12 protein-coding genes and 1 pseudogene are annotated in these 20,288 nt (G+C 57.7%); 6 read left to right on the plus strand and 7 right to left on the minus strand.

Features of this window, described 5'->3' with window-relative positions; all coding sequences use genetic code 11:
* The first annotated feature begins 7 nt into the window (after nt 1-7).
* The 6 genes from prc (at nt 8) to ACW5W8_RS02750 (ending at nt 11,937) form a co-directional block, all read left to right on the plus strand.
* Complete coding sequence (gene prc, locus ACW5W8_RS02725; protein WP_498626288.1) at nt 8-2,023, plus strand: carboxy terminal-processing peptidase; 2,016 nt, start codon at nt 8-10, stop codon at nt 2,021-2,023.
* A gap of 144 nt (nt 2,024-2,167) precedes the next feature.
* On the plus strand, nt 2,168-4,792 hold the full coding sequence (gene pepN, locus ACW5W8_RS02730; RefSeq protein WP_498626289.1) for an aminopeptidase N: 2,625 nt from the start codon (nt 2,168-2,170) through the stop codon (nt 4,790-4,792).
* Nucleotides 4,793-4,885: 93 nt separating this feature from the next.
* Nucleotides 4,886-5,107 carry a DUF2835 domain-containing protein gene (locus tag ACW5W8_RS02735; RefSeq protein ID WP_498626291.1) on the plus strand — a complete coding sequence of 74 codons (222 nt, stop codon included), beginning with the start codon at nt 4,886-4,888 and terminating at the stop codon, nt 5,105-5,107.
* Between the two features lie 278 nt (nt 5,108-5,385).
* Entirely contained in the window at nt 5,386-10,224 is a 4,839-nt protein-coding gene (locus ACW5W8_RS02740; RefSeq protein ID WP_498626292.1) for an NAD-glutamate dehydrogenase, read from the plus strand.
* Nucleotides 10,225-10,301: 77 nt separating this feature from the next.
* On the plus strand, nt 10,302-11,312 hold the full coding sequence (pyrD, locus tag ACW5W8_RS02745) for a quinone-dependent dihydroorotate dehydrogenase (RefSeq protein WP_498626294.1): 1,011 nt from the start codon (nt 10,302-10,304) through the stop codon (nt 11,310-11,312).
* 88 nt (nt 11,313-11,400) lie between these two features.
* The gene (locus ACW5W8_RS02750) at nt 11,401-11,937 is read left to right on the plus strand and encodes a cell division protein ZapC (RefSeq protein ID WP_498626314.1); all 537 of its coding nucleotides are present in this window, start codon (nt 11,401-11,403) and stop codon (nt 11,935-11,937) included.
* 422 nt (nt 11,938-12,359) lie between these two features.
* On the opposite strand, the gene ACW5W8_RS02755 is transcribed toward ACW5W8_RS02750, so the two are convergent.
* The 7 genes and pseudogenes from ACW5W8_RS02755 to ACW5W8_RS02785 all read right to left on the minus strand — a co-directional run bounded on the left by ACW5W8_RS02755 (nt 12,360) and on the right by ACW5W8_RS02785 (nt 20,275).
* Nucleotides 12,360-13,586, minus strand: coding sequence for an EAL domain-containing response regulator (locus tag ACW5W8_RS02755; RefSeq protein ID WP_498626295.1), 1,227 nt, complete (start codon nt 13,584-13,586; stop codon nt 12,360-12,362).
* 11 nt (nt 13,587-13,597) lie between these two features.
* A pseudogene (locus tag ACW5W8_RS02760) lies at nt 13,598-14,667 on the minus strand (protein-glutamate methylesterase/protein-glutamine glutaminase).
* Nucleotides 14,664-15,527, minus strand: a complete 864-nt coding sequence (locus tag ACW5W8_RS02765; RefSeq protein WP_498626296.1) for a CheR family methyltransferase — start codon at nt 15,525-15,527, stop codon at nt 14,664-14,666. Before ACW5W8_RS02765 ends, ACW5W8_RS02760 begins: the two are co-directional and overlap by 4 nt.
* Nucleotides 15,527-16,060: a chemotaxis protein CheW gene (locus ACW5W8_RS02770; protein WP_498626298.1), complete on the minus strand. Its 534-nt coding sequence runs from the start codon at nt 16,058-16,060 to the stop codon at nt 15,527-15,529. Before ACW5W8_RS02770 ends, ACW5W8_RS02765 begins: the two co-directional genes overlap by 1 nt.
* Nucleotides 16,061-16,070: 10 nt before the next feature.
* Entirely contained in the window at nt 16,071-17,753 is a 1,683-nt protein-coding gene (locus ACW5W8_RS02775) for a methyl-accepting chemotaxis protein (RefSeq protein WP_498626299.1), read from the minus strand.
* Nucleotides 17,754-17,796: 43 nt separating this feature from the next.
* Nucleotides 17,797-19,968 (minus strand): chemotaxis protein CheA, encoded by a 2,172-nt coding sequence (locus ACW5W8_RS02780; protein ID WP_498626300.1) that lies wholly within the window; start codon nt 19,966-19,968, stop codon nt 17,797-17,799.
* Nucleotides 19,955-20,275: an STAS domain-containing protein gene (locus ACW5W8_RS02785; protein WP_498626301.1), complete on the minus strand. Its 321-nt coding sequence runs from the start codon at nt 20,273-20,275 to the stop codon at nt 19,955-19,957. Before ACW5W8_RS02785 ends, ACW5W8_RS02780 begins: the two co-directional genes overlap by 14 nt.
* Nucleotides 20,276-20,288: the final 13 nt, after the last annotated feature.

Genomic DNA, 20,288 nt, shown 5'->3' on the forward strand with positions numbered 1-20,288 from the left:
GAGACAAATGTTGAAGCATGGCGTAATTCGTTTTTCCCTCGTTGCCTGTAGCCTGGCGCTTGCCGGGCTTGCACAGGCCATCGAGCCGGTGCTCAAGGAGAGTGATTTGCCTGTGTTGGCTCAAGAGAGCCAACATGCTACGGCCAGCAAGCGAATTACCAATCTGTTTACCCGCTCGCACTACAAACAGTTCAAGCTGGACGATGCCTTTTCCTCCGTGATTTTCGATAAATATCTGGAGAATCTGGACTACAGCCGCAACCTGTTTTTGGCCTCTGATATCAGCCGCTTTGAAAAGTACCGTAACGGGTTTGACACCGACCTCGAAAGAGGCCGTCTGGCACCCGCCTACGAGATGTTCAACCTGAGTCAGCAGCGGCGTTATGAGCGGTTCGAATACGCCCTCAAACTGCTTGACACTCCTTTCGATTTTACCCAGACCGACAACTATGTGTTTGATCGGGAAGGGGCGGCTTGGCCCAAAGATGAAGCAGAGCTCAACGAGCTGTGGCGTCAGCGGGTCAAGTTCGATGCTCTGAGCCTCAAGCTCAGTGGCAAGGAGTGGCCCGAGATCAAGGAGCTGCTTGGCAAGCGTTACAACAACGCCATCAAGCGGATGTCCCAGACCGAGAGCGAGGATGTCTTCCAGCTCTTCATGAACTCCTTCGCTCGCGCCATCGAACCGCACACCAGTTACCTCTCACCGCGCAGTGCCGATCGTTTCAATACCGAGATGAACCTTTCGCTTGAAGGGATCGGTGCCGTGTTGCAGGCGGAAGATGACTTTACCGTCATTCGCTCGCTGGTTCCCGGTGGCCCGGCTGCCAAATCCAACCACCTCAAACCCGATGACAAGATCACTGGGGTAGGGCAGGAAGATGGCAAGATTGTCGATGTGATTGGCTGGCGTCTTGATGACGTGGTCGAGCTCATCAAGGGGCCCAAAGGGAGCAAGGTCAAGCTGGAGATCCAGCGCGGCAAGGGTGCAACCGCCAAGACCGAGCAGATCGAGCTGACCCGCGACAAGGTGCGCCTTGAAGACCGGGCTGCCAAGTCCAAGGTGATTAACGCCGAAGGCAAGAAGATTGGCGTCATCGAGATCCCGAGTTTCTACGTCAATCTGCACGACGACGTGATCAAGGAGCTCTCCAGCCTGAACAAGAAGAAGATCGATGGTCTGATCATCGATCTGCGCGGTAACGGCGGTGGTGCCCTGACGGAAGCTTCCGCCCTGAGCGGTCTCTTCTTTGCTAGCGGTCCCGTGGTGCAAATTCGTGATCACATGGGCCGTATCACGGTCAATGGCGACGACGATGGCAACGTCTACTACGGTGGCCCCATGTCGGTGATGATCGATCGCTACAGTGCTTCGGCCTCCGAGATCTTCGCAGCCGCCATGCAGGATTATGGCCGCGCCCTGATCCTGGGTGAAAACTCGTTCGGCAAGGGGACGGTGCAGCAGCATCGCAGCCTCGCCAAGGTCTATGACTTCTACGAGCAGCCGCTCGGTCACGTGCAGTACACCATCGCCAAGTTCTACCGGATTGACGGTGGCAGCACTCAGAACAAGGGCGTTGCGCCGGATATCAGCTTCCCGACACCGGTTGCCCCGGAAGAGACGGGCGAGAGCCGTGAGTTCAATGCGTTGCCGTGGGACAAGATTGCCTCCGCTAACTACGAGAAACTCGGCAACTTCGCCAGCCTGCTGCCGAAGTTGCAGTCGGCGCACGATGCCCGGATTGCCAAGGATCCCGAGTTTGCCTATGTGATGCAGGACATCGCCGACTACAAGGAGGAGAAAGACAAGAAGTCGGTCTCCCTCAACGAGGCGGAGCGTGTTGCAGAGCAGGCGAAACAGGATGAGAAAGCGCTCAAACGTACCAACGAGCGTCTGACACGTCTTGGCAAGCCGGCAGTAAAGAGTCTGGATGAACTGCCCGCTGACTTTGAAGCGCCCGATGAGTATCTCATCGAAGCGGCCAATATCACGGCGGATCTGGCCAAGGTCAGCAAACGCAGCTGACAAGGCGACCTCCAATGTACAAGGGCGACTGCGGTCGCCCTTTCTTTTTGTCTGGCGTATCTGACGTAATGCAAATTGTTTGACCCCGCCAGTTGGTTGTGACAGCCTCTTTCTCGCCTTTAACAAGCGTGGAAGCAGACAATAATGACCGATCACTCCCAGGCCATGACGGCCAAATATCGCCAGGATTATCAGGCGCCGCCCTACTGGATCGACACCATCGACCTCGATTTCCAACTGCAGGAGCCGCTGACCCAGGTCACCGCCATCACCCGCATTCGCCGCAACGGCGAGCACAATGCGCCGCTCGTCCTCGATGGTGAGCAGCTGACCCTCAAGAGCGTTGCCATTGATAGCATACCCTGTGACCACTACGAGCAAGGCGAGAGCAGTCTGACCCTGTTCAACCTGCCTGCCGAATGTGTGCTGACCATTGTCACCCTGCTGGATCCGGCCGCCAACACCGCGCTGGAAGGGCTTTACAAGTCTGGCGATGCCTACTGCACCCAGTGTGAAGCGGAGGGCTTTCGCCGCATCACCTATTATCTGGACCGCCCCGACATTCTGGCGCGCTACAGCACCCGCATTACCGCCGACAAAGCCCAGTTCCCCTTCCTGCTCTCCAATGGCAACAAGGTCGACAGCGGTGATCTGGATGGCGGCCGTCATTTCGTGCAGTGGCAGGATCCTTTCCCCAAACCGAGCTACCTGTTTGCGCTGGTGGCCGGTGATTTCGATGTGGAGCGCAGCCACTACACCACCAAGAGCGGTCGCAAGGTGGCCCTCGAGATCTTCGTCGACAAGGGCAACCTCGATCGCGCCGGTTTTGCCATGGAGAGCCTCATCAACTCCATGCGTTGGGACGAGCAGCGTTTCGGCCTCGAGTACGACCTCGACATCTACATGATCGTTGCGGTGGACTTCTTCAACATGGGCGCCATGGAGAACAAGGGGCTCAACATCTTCAACTCCAAGTTCGTGCTGGCCAATCCGGCCACCGCCACCGATAACGACTACCACGGCATCGAACGGGTGATCGGTCACGAATATTTCCACAACTGGACCGGCAACCGTGTCACCTGCCGTGACTGGTTCCAGCTCAGCCTGAAAGAGGGGCTGACGGTATTCCGGGATCAGGAGTTCTCCTCCGATCTGGGCTCCCGTGGCGTCAACCGCATCAACAACGTGCGTACCGTCCGCGGCCCGCAGTTTGCGGAAGATGCCGGCCCCATGGCACACCCGATCCGCCCGGATGTGGTGATCGAGATGAACAACTTCTACACCCTCACCGTCTATGAGAAGGGGTCGGAAGTGATCCGCATGATGCACACCCTGCTGGGGGAAGAAGCCTTCCAGGCTGGTATGCGTCTCTACTTCGATCGTCACGACGGCTCGGCCGCTACTTGTGATGATTTCGTGCAAGCGATGGAGGATGCTTCCGGTGTGGATCTCGGTCGTTTCCGTCGCTGGTACAGCCAGTCCGGCACCCCCGAGCTGACCGTTACCGACGAGTACGATGCCGCCAGCGGTATCTATCGCCTCCATGTCAGCCAGCACACCCCGCCGACTCAGGATCAACCGCAGAAGCTGCCGCTGCATATCCCCCTCGATATCGAGCTCTATGACGAGCTGGGTGCCGTCATCCCGCTGCAGTATCAGGGCAAGGCCATCGGCAACGTGCTCGATGTGCTGGAAGCAGAGCAGACCTTCGTGTTTGATCAGGTGCCGGTCAAGCCGGTTCCTTCTCTGCTGCGGGACTTCTCCGCGCCGGTCAAGCTGCACTATGACTACAGCGATGAAGCACTCGCCTTTCTGATGCGCTTTGCCCGCAACGAGTTTGCCCGCTGGGATGCGGCCCAGATGCTGATCAATAAGGCGGTCATCGACGGGGTAACCCGGGTCCAGCACGGGCAGGGGGTTGAGCTCTCCCAAACCCTGCTGGCCGCATTCGTCGCTATTCTGGACGACAGCGATCTCGATTTGGCCCTCAAGGCGGAGATCTTGGCGCTGCCCGGTGACGCGACCCTGGCCGAACTGTTCGAGGTGGCCGATATCGATGCCATTCATCAGGTGCGCGACGCGATCCACACCCGTCTTGCCGAGGCCTTTGGCGCGCGCTTGGCGACTACCTATCAGAGCCTGCGTCTGAATGGTTATCAGGTGGTGCATGCCGACATGGCCAAACGGGCCCTCAAAGGGGTAGTGCTCGGCTATCTGGCGGCACTGGATGCGGAGCATGCTGATGCGCTGGTGCGCGAGCAGTATGCAACTGCCGATAACATGACTGACACTCTGGCGGCGTTGCAGGTGGCCAACGGTTATCTGCTGCCATGTCGCGCCGCGCTGCTGGCCGATTTCGAGGGCAAGTGGGCCAAGGATGGACTGGTGCTGGATAACTGGCTGCGCCTGGTGGGTAGCAAGCCGGCGGAGGATGTGCTGAGCGAGGTGCAGCAGGCGATGGCTCACCCCACCTTCAGCATTCGCAACCCGAACCGGCTGCGGGCGTTGATCGGCAGCTTCGCCATGAGCAATCAGGTGCAGTTCCACGCCATCGATGGTCGCGGCTATCGCTTCCTGACCGATCTGCTGATCGAGCTCAACGAGGTCAACCCGCAGGTCGCTTCCCGCCTTATCACCCCGCTTATCCAGTTCAAGCGACTCGATGAGGCGCGCAAGGCGCTGATCCGTGCCGAGCTGACCCGTCTGGCCAACCTCGAGGGGCTGGCGCGGGATCTGTTCGAAAAAGTGAGCAAGGCGCTGCAGCAGTAACATTGACGGGGCAGGGGAGTGTCATCCTTTGCCCCGTTTTTTGACCCTCTCTGCTTGCCAGCGGGGTAAACAGGGCATCTATCGGGAGTAAACGTGAAGCAATTTACCTTTCGGCTGTCGCTGAGCAGTGACGAGGTGATGTTGATGTATCAGGGGCACGCCAGACGGCTGGTGGTGCGCAGTGAACAGGGGCTGACCATCGAGCTTGGCATAGAAAAAATACGCCCCTTTGTCGCCATCAATGGTGTGCATGGCTATTTTCGGCTGAAAACCCAGGACGATTACCGCTTTATCAGTCTCGAACGCATAAATTAACAAAAATCGAACAGATTACCGACTGTTTATCTGCTTTATGTCACTATCTATCCGGTAAACTGGCGCAAAGGTAGTGGGAATTTCTGTATTTTTGGTTATTTACAAAATTTATCACAGTTTAAGCCGTGATCTGCACCTTGTTTTTAACATCTCATTATCACCTTTCCTCGCCTTCCCTTATCCAAGCCATTACACTTCGCAACAACTCTGCACCAGCGGGTAACCAGGGTGGTTGCCTCTGCGTCGGTGGTTAATGTCGTCCGATAAGGAATATAAAAATGGCATTGAAAGACGCCCCTACCTCAGTTCTGCTCGAAAACGTTCTCAGTCTGATCCATCAAAAGTTGCCCAAAAACAGTGCCTCTCTGGTCGAGCGCTTCGTGGCCAAGTTTTACGGCAACATGGCGAGCTCCGACATGCATGATCGCAACGACAGCGATCTCTACGGCGCGGCGCTTAGCCTCTGGAATGCCCTCAATCAGCGTAGCGGCACAGAACCCTATATCCGGGTCTACAATCCCGAGCTGACCCGCCATGGCTGGCAGTCCCCTCACACTATCGTCGAGGTGATCCTGCAGGATTCCCCCTTCCTGGTGGACTCCATCCGGATGGCGCTCAAGCGTCTCAATATCACCGCCCACATGATGCTGCACCAGCCGCTGCACCTGATCCGCGGCGCAGAGGGCAAGATCAGCGCCATTCTGGATCTCGACAATACCGACGGACAGACATCGGTCGAAACCGCCTTCCTCATCGAAATCGATCACCTTACCAGCGAAGCGCAGATGGAAGCGCTGGCAGCCGAACTCAAATCCGTGGCTGGCGAAGTTGCGCTGGCGGTCGGCGACTGGCAGCCGATGCTGGCCAAGCTCAATGAAATCATCGATGAACTGCCCAAGCGCAACCATCCGGTGAGTCAGGAGGAGGTGGCCTCCTGCGTTGCGTTTCTCAAATGGGTGGCGGCCCATAACTTCACCCTGATGGGCTATCGTCGCTACGATGTCAAGGCGGTGGAGGGGGATCACGAGATCCTGCCGCAGGCGAGTTCCAGCCTTGGTCTGATGAAGAACTCCATCAAGGATGAGGGGCCGCGTCTTGGCAATATGCCGGCCAGCGCCCGTCACGCCGCCCTGAGTTCTGACTTGCTGATCCTCACCAAATCCAACAGCAAGTCCCGGGTGCACCGTCCGGCTTATGTGGATTACATCGGCATCAAGCGCTTCGACGAGCATGGCAAGGTGATCGGGGAAGATCGCTTCATCGGCCTCTACGCCTCTTCCATCTACAACACCAGCGCGACCCAGATCCCGCTCATCAGCCATCGTCTCGAGCGCATCATGGCCGCCTCCGGTCACGAGAAGGGCTCCCACGCCTACAAGGCGCTGCTCAACGTATTGGAAACCTATCCCCGTGACGAGCTGATCCAGGCCCGTGAAGAGGAACTGCTGGCTACCGGCCTTGGGGTGCTGGAGATGCAGGAGCGGGACATGCTGCGGCTGTTCGTGCGCCGCGACGTGTACGGCCGTTTCTTCTCCTGCATGGTCTATGTCACCAAGGAGCGCTACAACACGGCGCTGCGGATCAAGACCCAGCAAATATTGCAGAAGTATTTTGGCAGCAACGAAGAGGTGGAGTTCAACGTCTACTTCACCGAAGGCGTGCTGGCGCGGACCCACTACATAGTGCGGGTCAACAACAACAACGTGGATGTGGATGTGAACGAAGTACAGAACAACCTGATTGAAGCGGCCCGCAGCTGGGACGACAGACTCGACTCCGTGCTGCTTTCCCACTATGGCGAGGCCCGTGGCAACGAGCTGCGGCGCCGTTTCTGCACCGCATTCCCCCGCGCCTACAAGGAAGATGTGCTGCCTGGCTCTGCCGTGGCCGACATCATGGCGCTGGACAACCTGAGCGAAGCCGAGCCACTCGGCATGTTGTTCTACCGCGCTCAGGAAGAGGAGAACGATCGCCGGGTTCGCCTCAAGCTGTTCCACCGCACCGAACCTATCCACCTCTCCGACGTCTTGCCGATGCTGGAGAACATGGGGCTGCGTGTCATTGGCGAGACCCCCTATCAGGTGCGTACTCCGGCGGGCGAGCTGTTCTGGATCCTCGACTTTTCCATGTTGTTGCACAGCGATCAGCCGTTCGATCTGGAGCAGAGCCAGCAGCGCTTCCAGGAAGCCTTCGCGGCCATCTGGAACAAGCAGCTGGAAGATGACGGCTTCAACCGGCTGGTATTGGGGGCGGGTCTCACCGGTCGTCAGGTCTCGGTGCTGCGCGCCTATGCCAAATACATGCGCCAGACTGGCGTCTCCTTCAGCCAGTCCTATATCGAAGAGACTCTGACCCGCTATCCCGATATCGCCGGCCTGCTGTTTGGGCTGTTCGAGCTGCGTCTCAATCCGGCCATGCCCCGCAATGCGGAAACCGGGGCCAGACAGCACGAGGAGCTTGCCGCCAAGCTGGATCAGGTGGCCAACCTGGATGACGATCGCATCATCCGCCGCTATGTGGAGATGATCGACGCTACCTTGCGCACCAACTACTACCAGCTGGACAAGGCGGGCAACATCAAGCCCTACATCTCCTTCAAACTGGCGCCGTCCAGCATCACCGACATGCCGCTGCCGTTGCCGAAATTCGAGATCTTCGTCTATTCGCCGCGAGTGGAAGGGGTGCATCTGCGCTGGGGCAAGGTAGCCCGTGGCGGCCTGCGCTGGTCCGATCGAAAGGAGGACTTCCGCACCGAAGTGCTGGGGCTGGTGAAAGCCCAGCAGGTGAAGAACACCGTCATCGTGCCGGTGGGGGCCAAGGGCGGTTTCTACTGCAAACAGATGCCGGTGGGGGCAACCCGCTCCGTCATTCAGGAAGAGGGCAAGGCCTGTTATCGCCTGTTTATCCGCGGTCTGCTCGATGTGACTGACAACATCATCGGCGGCGAGGTGATCCCGCCCAAATCCGTGGTGCGTCACGACGAGGATGACTACTACCTGGTGGTCGCCGCAGACAAGGGGACAGCCACCTTCTCGGATATTGCCAACGAGATCAGTCTCGAATACGGTCACTGGCTCGGTGATGCGTTCGCCTCCGGCGGCTCGGTCGGTTACGACCACAAGAAGATGGGCATTACCGCCCGTGGTGCCTGGGAGTCGGTCAAGCGCCACTTCCGCGAGATCGGCGTCAACTGCCAGACCACCGACTTCACTTGCGTGGGGATTGGGGACATGGCCGGCGACGTGTTCGGCAATGGCATGCTGCTCTCCGAGCACACCCGGCTGGTGGGCGCGTTCAACCATATGCACATCTTCGTTGACCCCAATCCGGATTCGGCCAGGAGCTTTGTCGAGCGCAAGCGTCTGTTCGAGCTGCCGACCTCGACTTGGGATGACTACGACAAGAGCCTGATCTCGGCAGGGGGCGGCATCTTCCTGCGCTCGGCCAAGTCCATCAAGCTCAGCCCCGAGATGCAGACCCTGCTCGGTACCGACAAGGCCAGCATGGCGCCAAACGAGCTGATCAAGGCGCTGCTTTGCCTCAATGTCGACCTGCTGTGGAACGGCGGCATCGGCACCTATGTGAAGAGCGCTCGCGAGAGCGATGGGGAAGTGGGCGATCGCAGCAACGACGCTCTGCGGGTCAATGGCCGCGATCTGCGGGCTCGCATCGTGGGTGAGGGGGGTAACCTCGGCTTTACCCAGCTTGGTCGGGTGGAGTACGCCAGTCAGGGCGGTCGCATCAACACCGATTTTACCGACAACGTGGGTGGGGTGGATTGCTCCGACAACGAGGTGAACATCAAGATCCTGCTGAACCAATTGGTTGCGGCAGGGGATCTGACTCTCAAGCAACGTAACCAGATGCTCTATGAGATGACCGACGATGTGGCGCAGATCGTGATCACCAACGCCTATCGCCAGTCCCAGTCCATCTCGGTCACCAGCTTCCGCGGCTCTGAACAACTGAAAGAGCAGCAGCGTTTCATTCAGGGACTGGAGCGGGAAGGCAAGCTCGACCGTGCGCTGGAGTTCCTCCCCTCTGACGAGGAGCTCTCCGAGCGGATGGCGGCGGGGCAAGGACTGACCCGCCCCGAGTTGGCGGTGCTGGTGGCCTACGGCAAGATGGTGCTGAAAGAGCAGCTCAACTGCCCGGAAGTGACCGACGAGCCGTTCTTGGCCAACATGCTGGTCACCAGCTTCCCGGCCAAGCTGCAGCAGCAGTTCGGTGCGGCACTGGCCCAGCATCCGCTGCGCGGAGAGATCATCGCGACCCGGGTGGCCAACATGCTGGTCAACGACATGGGGCTCAACTTCGCCAGCCGGATGAAGGACGAGACCGGTGCCTCGGTCGCCGAAGTGGCTTGCTGCTTCGCCATGGCCCGCGAGGTGTTTGGCATGAACCGGCTGTGGCGCGACATCGAAGGGGGCGACAACCAGGTGGGGGCAGAGACCCAGCTCGAGCTGATGTTCTACAGCCGCCGCATTGTGCGCCGCGCCACCCGCTGGTTCCTGCGCGCCCGCAACCGCAGTTGGAGCATCAGCGAGAATATCGCCTTCTTCCGTCCGGCGTTCGAGACTTTAGGGAAGCACCTCTACGAGGTGATGGATGAGAGCGAAGTGGCAGAACACCGTCAGGCTGTTGCCAAGTGGATGGAAAAACAGGTGCCGGAGGCAATTGCCCGTCAGGTCGCCCATATGAGCAGCCTCTTCTCCAGCCTGGATCTGGCGCAGATTGCCGCGGAGCACAAGACCGATATCCTGCGCGCCGCCAATGTCTACTATCGCCTCGGTGCCAAGCTGGATCTGCACTGGTTCCTCGACCAGATCAACCATCAGCCGGTCGGCAACCACTGGCAGGCGATGGCGCGAGCCTCGTTCCGCGAAGATCTTGACTGGCAGCAACGCAGTCTCACTTCTGTGGTACTGGAAGGGTGCAAAGGAGAGGGAGAATGCGCTACCATACTGGCCGACTGGATTTCGGAGCATGAGCAACTCTTGTCCCGTTGGACCCATATGTTGGCCGACTTCAAGACCACCAGTACCCACGAGTTCGCCAAGTTCTCGGTGGCCTTGCGAGAGTTGAACCTGCTCCAGTTGAATTGTCGGGCACTCTAATTGCCAGATTAAGGCATGATACCGACATTACACCCAAAGCCCCGGCCAGTTGCCGGGGCTTTCTTTAAGGAGCAAAGATGTTGTACCCCATCGCCAGGCATTTCCTGTTCAAGCTCAATCCGGAACAGGCTCACGATCTCTCCATGAAATATTTGCCCCGCCTTCTCGGTACGCCACTCGATTGTTTCTTCCGCCAGAATTTGCCGAAACGCCCCGTCACTGTTATGGGGCTTTCTTTTGCTAATCCGGTGGGATTGGCGGCTGGCCTAGATAAAGATGGTGAGTGTATTGACGCGCTGGGCGCCATGGGATTTGGCTTTATCGAAGTCGGTACCGTCACCCCCAAACCCCAGTGCGGCAATGACAAGCCCCGCCTGTTCCGGGTTATTCCGGCAGAGGGGATCATCAACCGGATGGGATTCAACAACAAGGGGGTTGATCATCTGGTGGCCAAGGTAAAAGAGGCCAAATATCAGGGGGTCATCGGCATTAATATCGGCAAAAACAAAGATACCCCCATCGAGCAGGGCAAGGATGATTACCTGATCTGCATGGACAAGGTTTATGATCACGCCGGTTATATTGCCGTCAATATCTCTTCCCCCAACACCCCGGGTTTGCGTTCACTGCAATATGGCGAGGCGCTGGATGAATTGCTGGCCGCCCTCAAGGTGCGTCAGCAAGAGCTGGCCGCCCAATATAAAAAGTATGTGCCGCTGGCGGTTAAAATTGCCCCGGATTTAAGCCTTGAAGAAATAGATCAGGTGGCCGCTTCGCTGGTGAGTAATGGCATCGATGGGGTTATCGCCACCAATACCACCCTCGAGCGCGAGATGATTTATGACATGCCCCACGCCGGTGAGGCGGGTGGTCTGAGTGGTCGTCCGCTGCAACACAAGAGCACCGAGGTGATCCGTCATCTGGCCAAGGCGCTAAATGGTGCCCTGCCCATTATCGGGGTGGGTGGTATTGATAGTGCCATGGCGGCTCGGGAAAAATTGGCCGCCGGTGCCAGTCTGGTGCAAATTTATAGCGGTTTTATTTATAAAGGACCGGGTCTGGTCAAAGAGATCGTGACCAATATATAAGAAATAGGGGGGAGCCCTTTATTTGACGTTGCTGATTTTATCGACATGGAATAAAGTCAACAGACGAAATTCAAGTAAGGGCTCCAACATGGTTATCCAACCGACCGATAGCTGGCAATGGCACTATGATGCCCAGAGTGACCGTCTGATGTTGGACCTGTCTGATAACATGTTATTTGCCAGCGAGTATCAAGGGCGACACCTTGTGCCCTGTTCCTTTGCTACCCAGCCTTTTTGTGTCGATGATGCAGCTCTCTATTATCAGTTGATGGATAAAGCCGCCGAACTTGAGTGGAGTACTCCCCATCAGGTGCAATTGGTGCTCAATGCCATCGCGGTCAGTCGTTTTTATAAACCTCTGATGCCGCAAAGCTGGTTTTTTGGTGAACAGCATCCGCTGGTGATCCCGCAAAACGGTGATCTGGTCTGGATGAATACACCGCACGGCAACGGGGAGTTTATGGTCATTGAGGCAGGGGATCAGGCCAGCGTCTGTTTGAACCTCACTGCCGATCTGGTATTGACCACCAGCAAAACCCTGCCGCGTTTCGGGGTGATCAAGGTGATGAATAATCGGATGAAGCCGCGTATTACCGTGACCGAGCAATATCGTCAGGTCAGTTGAGCCTGCGTTTTTTTAACCAGCTTGTAGTGATCATGAGTGGTGCTCACAGTTTTTTTTGAGGCTGTGTTATGTGCCATCTGGTTTGACATTGGCCCCGCACGTTCTTGTGATTCCCCCTTTGTTTGTGATTTTCCACCGCTATACCAAAACATAAGCATGCCTTCCTCTTCATAAACGCGCAAAAAAGTGGCGGGATATGATTCCCGCCACAACCTCTGTCACTCACAATTTTCAGACTGGATAGTGCTGAAACCGATTTTTTTGAACAAACAGAACTTGAACTAATGGAACTTGAACCGATGAGGCTGGTTGAATCGACTACAAACCCCTTTTATTTGGATAGCCTCATGTTAATGATTAGCGTTCCCTGCTGGGATAAAGTGACTGCTTTTGTTCTATTTCCCCTTGAGAAGGGGAAAAATTCAATATGGTCTGTCCGGTAGGGAAGATCTGGTCTGCCATTCGGCAAACCAGTTATCAATTTGATCCAGCGGCAGGGGGCGGCTGATGTAATATCCTTGTGCCAGATCACACCCCAGCAGCGCGAGTTGTTGCCAATCCTCTTCGCTCTCAACTCCTTCGGCAACTGTCTTGAGCCCCAGCTTTTGGCTCATGACCAGTGCTGAGGTCAATATAGCCAACTTCTTGGGGCTGGTATGGGCGTCGTGAACAAACTCTTTATCAATCTTGATCTCGGTAAAGGGACAGCGAGATAACTGCTTCATGGAGGAATAGCCGGTTCCATAATCATCCATGGCGACGCCAAATCCCCGTAATCGCAGCCGTGCCAGCGTGCCCAGCGATATAGCCAGATTCGACATAAACGTTGTTTCGGTCACTTCGATAATAATTGTGCTGCAGGGCAACTGGTGCTCTTGGACAATCTCGACCATTTTTTCGACCAATTTATCGGTCGTCAGCAGGGTGACCGGCATATTAATGGAGCAACTTAGCGGCGAGGGCAGGTTAGTCAGGCTATTCAGGCCACGGCAGGTGGCATGTAAAAACGCATAGAAAAAGTCCAATGCCAGTTGCCCCTGTTCCAGATGATGGACAAAGCAGATGGGTGGCAGCACCCCGTGTTCCGGGTGATGCCAGCGAACCAGTGCCTCGAAGCCATAGAGCTTGGCATCCATCATGGCGACCTTGGGTTGCAGAAAGGGAACCAACAGTCGCTCTTCCAGCGCCTGCTGTACATCCTCGGCGGTAAAGCTGAGTTGCATCCAGTTGTTGTATTTGCGGTGCTTCATGGGGTCGCAATGTTGCAGCATATTGTGCAGATCCTGCTGCCTGATCGGTTTGGCCAGTACGCCGATCACCTCCAGCGTGCCAGCATCGGCGATAGAGTGGATTACATCCAGCACATCCCGATCCACGGCGCTCATCACGGCGACAAACATCTGATAGCCGGTGTGTTTCTCCAATTGGCTGATGAGTTCGACCCCATCCATGCCAGGCATGTTGAGGTCTGTGAGCAGCAGGTCAACATGGTCAAGATGCTGCAACTGGTTGAGCGCATCCTGGCCATCGCTGGCGAGATGGATCTGGCCAAAGCCCAGATCTTGCAGCAGGCAGGTCACCTCATACTGCTGGGTTCGGGAGTCATCGACCACCAGGGCGCTGCGGCCCTGCCATTGTTCTAGGGACATGGTGGTTCCTCTCAATTGGGACGGCCAAGCGTCTGGGTTATCTGGGCAAGGGACATCACTTCATCGATCCCGCCGTGGGCGATTGCCTCTTTGGGCATGCCAAAGACCACGCAACTTGCCTCATCCTGTGCGATGGTGCGAGCGCCGGTGTCATGCAATTCGCGCATACCGCGGGCGCCATCATCCCCCATACCGGTCATGATGACGCCAAGGGCGTTATGACCGGCACTGACCGCCACCGAGCGAAACAGCACATCGACCGAGGGACAGTGACGAGAGACGGGGGGCCCTCTTTCACCTCAGCCAGATATTGGGTACCGCTGCGCTGGATCAGCAGATGTTTGCCACCGGGGGCGATCAGCGCCACCCCGGGCAGCAGGCGATCGCCGGTGGCAGCCTCTTTGACTTCGATCTTTGAAAGGCCGTTCAAGCGCTCCGCAAACGAGGCAGTAAAGCGCCCTGGCATATGCTGCACGATGGCGAGCCCCGGGCAGGTGACCGGCAGTCTGGTCAGCAGATACTCAAGGGCCTGGGTGCCGCCTGTGGAGGTCCCAAGGGCGATGATCCGGTCTGTCGTGCGAAATTCGACCCGCACCGGCGGGGGCGAGAGCATGGCATCGGCGGTGCGCTTGGGAGGGGGAGTAAAGCCGGGCTGCTGGTGGTCTGGCAGCAGGTTGCGCAGCTTGGCGTTGACGGCGGTACGGATCTCCTGGATCAACTCGTTGGCCGATTGCTGCAGGAAGTTTTTGATGCCGACTGCGGGCTTGGTGATGATGGAGATGGCTCCGGCAGCCATGGCATCCAGGGTAATGGTGGCGCCCTCTTCGGTCAGTGAAGAGCAGATGATGACCGGCGTCGGGCGCTCGCTCATGATCTTGCGCAGGAAGGTGAGGCCATCCATGCGGGGCATCTCGATATCGAGAATGATCACATCCGGCCAGCTCTTTTTCATCTGCTGTATGGCGAAGATGGGATCGAATGCCGTGCCAATTATTTCGATATCGGCAGCCTTGCCCAGAATCTGGGTCAGCACTTCCCGCACCAGCGCCGAGTCGTCCACGATCAATACCCGTATGGTCATGTTTCATCCTTGAAAAGCAGAGGTTGGTAGCGATAGCGTGAAGGGGCCTCCTGCACCAGTGGCAGATCCTGTTGGCGAATGATCTCCGAATGGCCGACCAGCAGATAACCACCGGGTTTGAGTAGCTCACACAATTGGGAGAGCACCTGACCTTTGGTCTCTTCGTTGAAGTAGATCAGCACATTGCGCAGGAAGATGACGTCGAACTCCCGCTCGATAAAGTTGCCGCAGTTGAGCAGGTTGAGGTTGGAGAACGACACTTTTCTCGCCAGCTCGGGCCTCACTCGCACCTTGCCAGCATATTCGTCGTGACCGCGCTGGAAATAGCGCATCCAGAGGTGGGGCGGGACATGCTGGGCCCGCTCCACGGCATAGATGGCTCGCTGGGCAAAGGGGATCACCCGGGTGTTGATGTCGGTGCCGTAGATCCGCCAGCGCTCGTTGATGCCGAGCTGTTCGGCCAGCACCATGGCGGCGGAGTAGGCCTCCTCACCGGTCGAGCAGGCGGCAGACCAGACTCGCAGTGGTTGATGGCGGCTAGCGTGCAGTTGTTCGGCATGGTGTTTTAGCCAGCTGAAGTGCTGTGCCTCGCGGAAAAAATAGGTTTCGTTGGTAGAGAGCAGATTGATGGCGAGCTGTCGCTCCTGCACATTCTGTGGCTGGTTGATCCGTTCCCAGTAGCCGTAGTAGCTGGTGAGATTGAGCGCCCGCAGCCGCTTGGCGAGGCGGGATTGCACCAGCGCCCGCTTGCAGGGGGCGAGATCGATGCCGGCGGCGGTGAAGATAAAACGCCGGAACAGTTCGAACTCTCTTTGGGTGAGCACCGGCCCCTGATCCGGGGTGGTGAGGGATGCCGCCACTAATAGCCCCCTTGCTCGCTATTGAAGAGCTGGCTGGTGGTGGCCTCGGCCATGGCGCTCAGCTCGGCGATGGAGAGGGCCTTGTGCATGTCGAGCAGAATGGCGAACTGCTGGGCGATGGTGACTACCCCCTGGATGAAGTCGCCGCGAATATGGGCACCAAAGGTCGGGGCCGGCTCTATGGTGTCGGTGGCAATCTCCAGCACCTCGCAGACGGAGTCGAGCAGCATGCCGATCTCCTGCTCTTCGCCATTGCTGTTGGGCAGCGAAAGGATCGCGACACAGGTGGTGGGCTGGATCGGGGTCTGCCCCCGGCCAAAGCGGATCGAGAGATCGATGACCGGCACCACGGCGCCCCGCAGGTTGATGATCCCCCTGACAAAGCGCGGCATCATGGGCACCGGCGTCATCCCCTCGAACTCGATGATCTCGCGGATGCAGCCGATATCGACCCCGTATAGATCCCCTCCCAGCATGAAGGTCACGCAGTGGAAGTGGGAGGTAACAGTATCAGGGGCATGTGTTGTGCGCATTGGGCTGCTCCTAATAGTTGCTGAACTTGCCATCGTCCACTTCCCGCTCCAGATCTTCATCGTTGTACAAGTGTGGTCGACGAGTCAGAGTGCTCTTCTTGGGGCCTGAAGCCTTGGTCACATACCGGGTAGTGTGGAACGACTGAGGCTGGCGGTTATTGTCGCCCATCAGGGTGAACTGCTGCATCAGCTCCTGCAGTTGCAAAGCGGTGGAGCTCAGCTCTTCCGAGGTCGAGCTCAGCTCCTCGGCGGAGGCGGCAGAGGCCAGCATGCCATCACTGATCTGGGTTACCGCAATATTGACTTGGGAGACGCTGGCCCGCTGCTCGCGGGACGCCGAAGCGATCTCCTGCACCAGAGTGGCAGTCTGATCGATCCCCGGCAGCATCTCCCGCAGCAGGGTGCCAGCCTGTTCGGCGACGCTGACCGAACGACCCGCCAGCTCGCCAATTTCCTTGGCGGCATTTTGCGAGCGCTCCGCCAGTTTGCGTACCTCGGCCGCCACGGTGGCAAAACCCTTGCCGTGTTCGCCGGCGCGGGCCGCTTCAATGGCAGCGTTGATGGCCAGCAGGTCGGTCTTGTTGGCGATGTCGTTGATGATGGTGATGCGCGAAGCGATCTCCTTCATGGCGTGAACCATCTCACCCACCGCCTTGCCGCTTTCGGTTGCACTGCTGGCCGCCTTGGTGGAGATATTCTCGGTGACCTTGGCATTGTCGGCGTTCTGGCTGACGGTGGCCGCCATCTCCTCGACGGAGGCGCTGGTCTGCTCAACGCTGGAGGCCAGTTCGGAGGAGTTTTGCGACAGCGAGTTGGCGGTGGCGGCGACCTGTTCAGAGGCCGAGCCGATGGCCTCTGACATGGCACCTACCTCGTTGAGAATATCGGAGAGGCGGTGAGTCATGCCCTTGATGGCAAAGAGCAGGCTGCTGGTGTCATCGCTGCGCAACTTGACCAGAGTCGAGAGGTCCCCGGCGGCGACACGGGAAACCACCTGCACGGTATAGGAGGGATCGCCACCCAGTTGACGCAGGATGCTGCGGGTGACCAGCATGGCCAGGATGAGACAGATAACAAAGGCTGTGCTGGAGATCACGAGGAGAATTTGCAGATTTTCCTGATAGATATTTTGGCTTTCATCGAGCGAGCTCTTGGCAAGCGAGGTGTTGACATCGACCAGATCCCGCAGAATGGCATCTGCGGCATCAAAAGCTGGACGCCCTTTTTCACTCATCATGCGGTATGCCTTGCGATCGGCATCAGCGTCTATCTCCTGAGTTTGAGATAGCTTGAGAATGTCTCCCTGATACCCTTTGTAGACAGCCCATGCCTGATCAAAACGGGATAGCAGGTCGGTTTCGCGCTGCGTCAGGGTGGTTTTGCGGTAACTGGCCAGGAAGTCAAACATCTGCTTCTCGAACTTGCCCATATTGGTTAACGCCTGTTCCCTCAGGTCTAGATCCAGTTCGCCAATGTATCGATAGAGGGCGCGGTTTTGATACGCGGCATACAGATTGCTCGTCGCTATATCCTTGATGGGGACCAGCTGGTTAGCATGCATGTTGACAACCAGTTGTGCCATGGTTCGGGTGGAGCTGTAGCTGGTCGCCGTCAAGGCGATTAGCAGCACCATCAAGAGGGAAAACGAGAGCACCAGTTTTGTTCTGACTTGCAAGTTGTGAAACCAGTCCATGGTTTTGACTCCGTTAAAGCGGTTGATAACAGTATGTGGTCAATCAGGTTTGGCTGCCGGAGAGGGTATCGGCATGCAGGTGGATCAAGTGAAACTCCCGTCGTCTGGCCAGCTCGATAAGCTGTGGCACATCAAGAATGAGGGCCGGCTGGCCATTGCCCAGAATGGTTGAACCGCTGACATATCGCAGCGTCCTGAACAGCTCTCCGAGTGGTTTGATCACCGCCTGCACTTCGCCAATCAGGCGATCCACCACAATGCCGGCGCGGTTGTCGGCATAGTCGACGATGACGACAAACTCGGGCTCGTCGGCGGGGGGAAGGGCAAACAGCTCGCGCAGTACGATAAAGGGCACCCACTCGCCGCGGATATTGATCTGGCGCGAGGGGGTATCGAGGGCATCCGGCGGCAGATCAATGCACTCGAGCATCATGTCGAGGGGGATCACCAGTGAGGAGTGATCCACCTCGATGCGAAAACCGTCGATGATGGCGAGGGTTAAAGGGAGCCGCAGGCGGAAGGTTGTGCCGCGGCCAAGATGGCTCTCGATGGTGGTCTCGCCCCGCAGGGACTCCAGATTGCGCTTGACCACATCGAGCCCGACACCGCGACCCGAAAGATCGCTGACACCGTTGGCGGTTGAGAAGCCGGGTTGGAACAGGAACTGGAATATCTCCTGCTCGCTCATGACTTTTCCCTCCTGAGCCATACCCATCGTCTGGGCCTTGGCCAGGATCTTGTCGCGATCGATGCCGCGACCATCGTCGCTCACTTCAACCACAACGGCACCTGCGTCGTGATAGGCGTTCAGGGTAACCACGCCGCCAGCCGCCTTGCCAGCCTCAAGGCGCTGCGCCTCATTCTCGATGCCGTGATCGACCGCATTGCGCACCAGATGCATCAGGGGATCGGTCAGCTTCTCGACCATGGACTTGTCGATATCGGTTTCGGCGTTATTGATGTGCAGGCTGATGTTCTTGCCGGTCTGCAGGGAGAGCTCGTGCACCAGCCTCGGAAAGCGGTTGAAGATCTCGTTGATGGGCACCATGCGCAGGGTAAGGGCGTCGTCGCGGATCCCCTCGACCAGCGTATTGACGGCGGCCACCGACTCGACCAGCTCGGCATCTCCTCGCAATCTGGCCTGCAGGGTTGTCGCTGAGGTGGCGATCACCAGTTCACCGACCCGGTTGATCAGCCGGTCGAGTTTCGCCGCCTCAATGCGAATGTAGTGCCCTTCACTGCGCTGCGGGGCGGGCTTGGGCTGAGGTGTTACCGGCAGTTCCGGCTCTGGCTGCGCAGGTTGTGACACTGATGAAGGGTCGGCGGATGCGCTGTCTGGTTCGCTGGTTTGACTACGGCGATAGTCGCCCCGCTCAATGGCGGCGGCCTCTTCACGGCTCAGGACGTCGGCTGCCTCCCAGCGGGCAAGCTGGGCCGTCAGCGGTTCGTTGCGCCACTGCGCCAGTCGTTCACCTTGCGCCGCAAACTCGGCGAGATCCTGATGAGGCGTCAGCAGGCAGATGATGCTGGCATGAGCGACAAAGTCGAAGGTACTGCGGATCCGCTCGGGAGATTCAGCACTGCGCAGGCCAATTTCATAACCAAGGAAACACTCTGTCGGGTCGAGCAATTGAAGGAGCGGCCATTCGTGCCAGACCGGTTCGATGAAGATGATCTCGCCCAGATTGCCGAGATAGCGGATAAAGGCCAGCAGGTCGAAGCCATCCTGATAGAGCGAGGGATAAAAACGCACAGAGAGATGCCAGCGCTTGAGATCCTGTGAAGGGATCTCGCTTTGTGGCGGCACTACGACAGGTTGGGTTGGCAAACTTTGATGGCCCTGCAGTTGGGAAAGCAGGGCCAGGATCTGTTGGGTTTCGGTTTGCGGCAGCTCGGGGTTGTGCTCGGCCCCCTGCAACAGGTCGCGTAGCTGATCATTGCAGGCCAGCAGCAGGTTGATCAGATGCTCATCGAGCTGCAACTCGCCGCTGCGAAGTCGTGTCAGCATGTTCTCCATGGCGTGGGCGAAACGTACCAGCATGGTAAGGCCCAGCATGCTGGCTGAACCCTTGATGGTATGGGCGGTACGAAACATCAGATTGTAGGTTTCGGCATTGGCCGGGTAGCTTTCACGATCAAGGAGCGCCTGCTCCAGATGATCACACTGCTCGTAGGCCTCCTCGAAAAAGAGGGCGCGCGCTTTATTGACGTCCATCTGGCCCCTCCGCTCTGGTGAGGGACGAAAGCAGTCCGAGCTGGCCCAGCGCCAGTTCGGCTTCACTGCCATCTCCCGTCTTGATCCGTAGCCGCTTGCTCTGGGAATTGGCTTCTTGCTGGAGGAGGGCGACAAGCTGGGCACCGCAGCTATCGAGTGCTTCAAGCTGGCTCAAATCCAGCAAGGCAACTGGAAAGTTGAGCAGACCGAAGAGATCGTCTTGCAACTCTGCCACCGTCATGACGGTGAACTCCCCCGTGAGAATGGCAGTCGGAGGGGCGTGCATAATATCCAGTTCAAAACTCATACCTTGTGCTCCC

The sequence above is a fragment of the Aeromonas aquatilis genome (genome assembly GCF_054052405.1).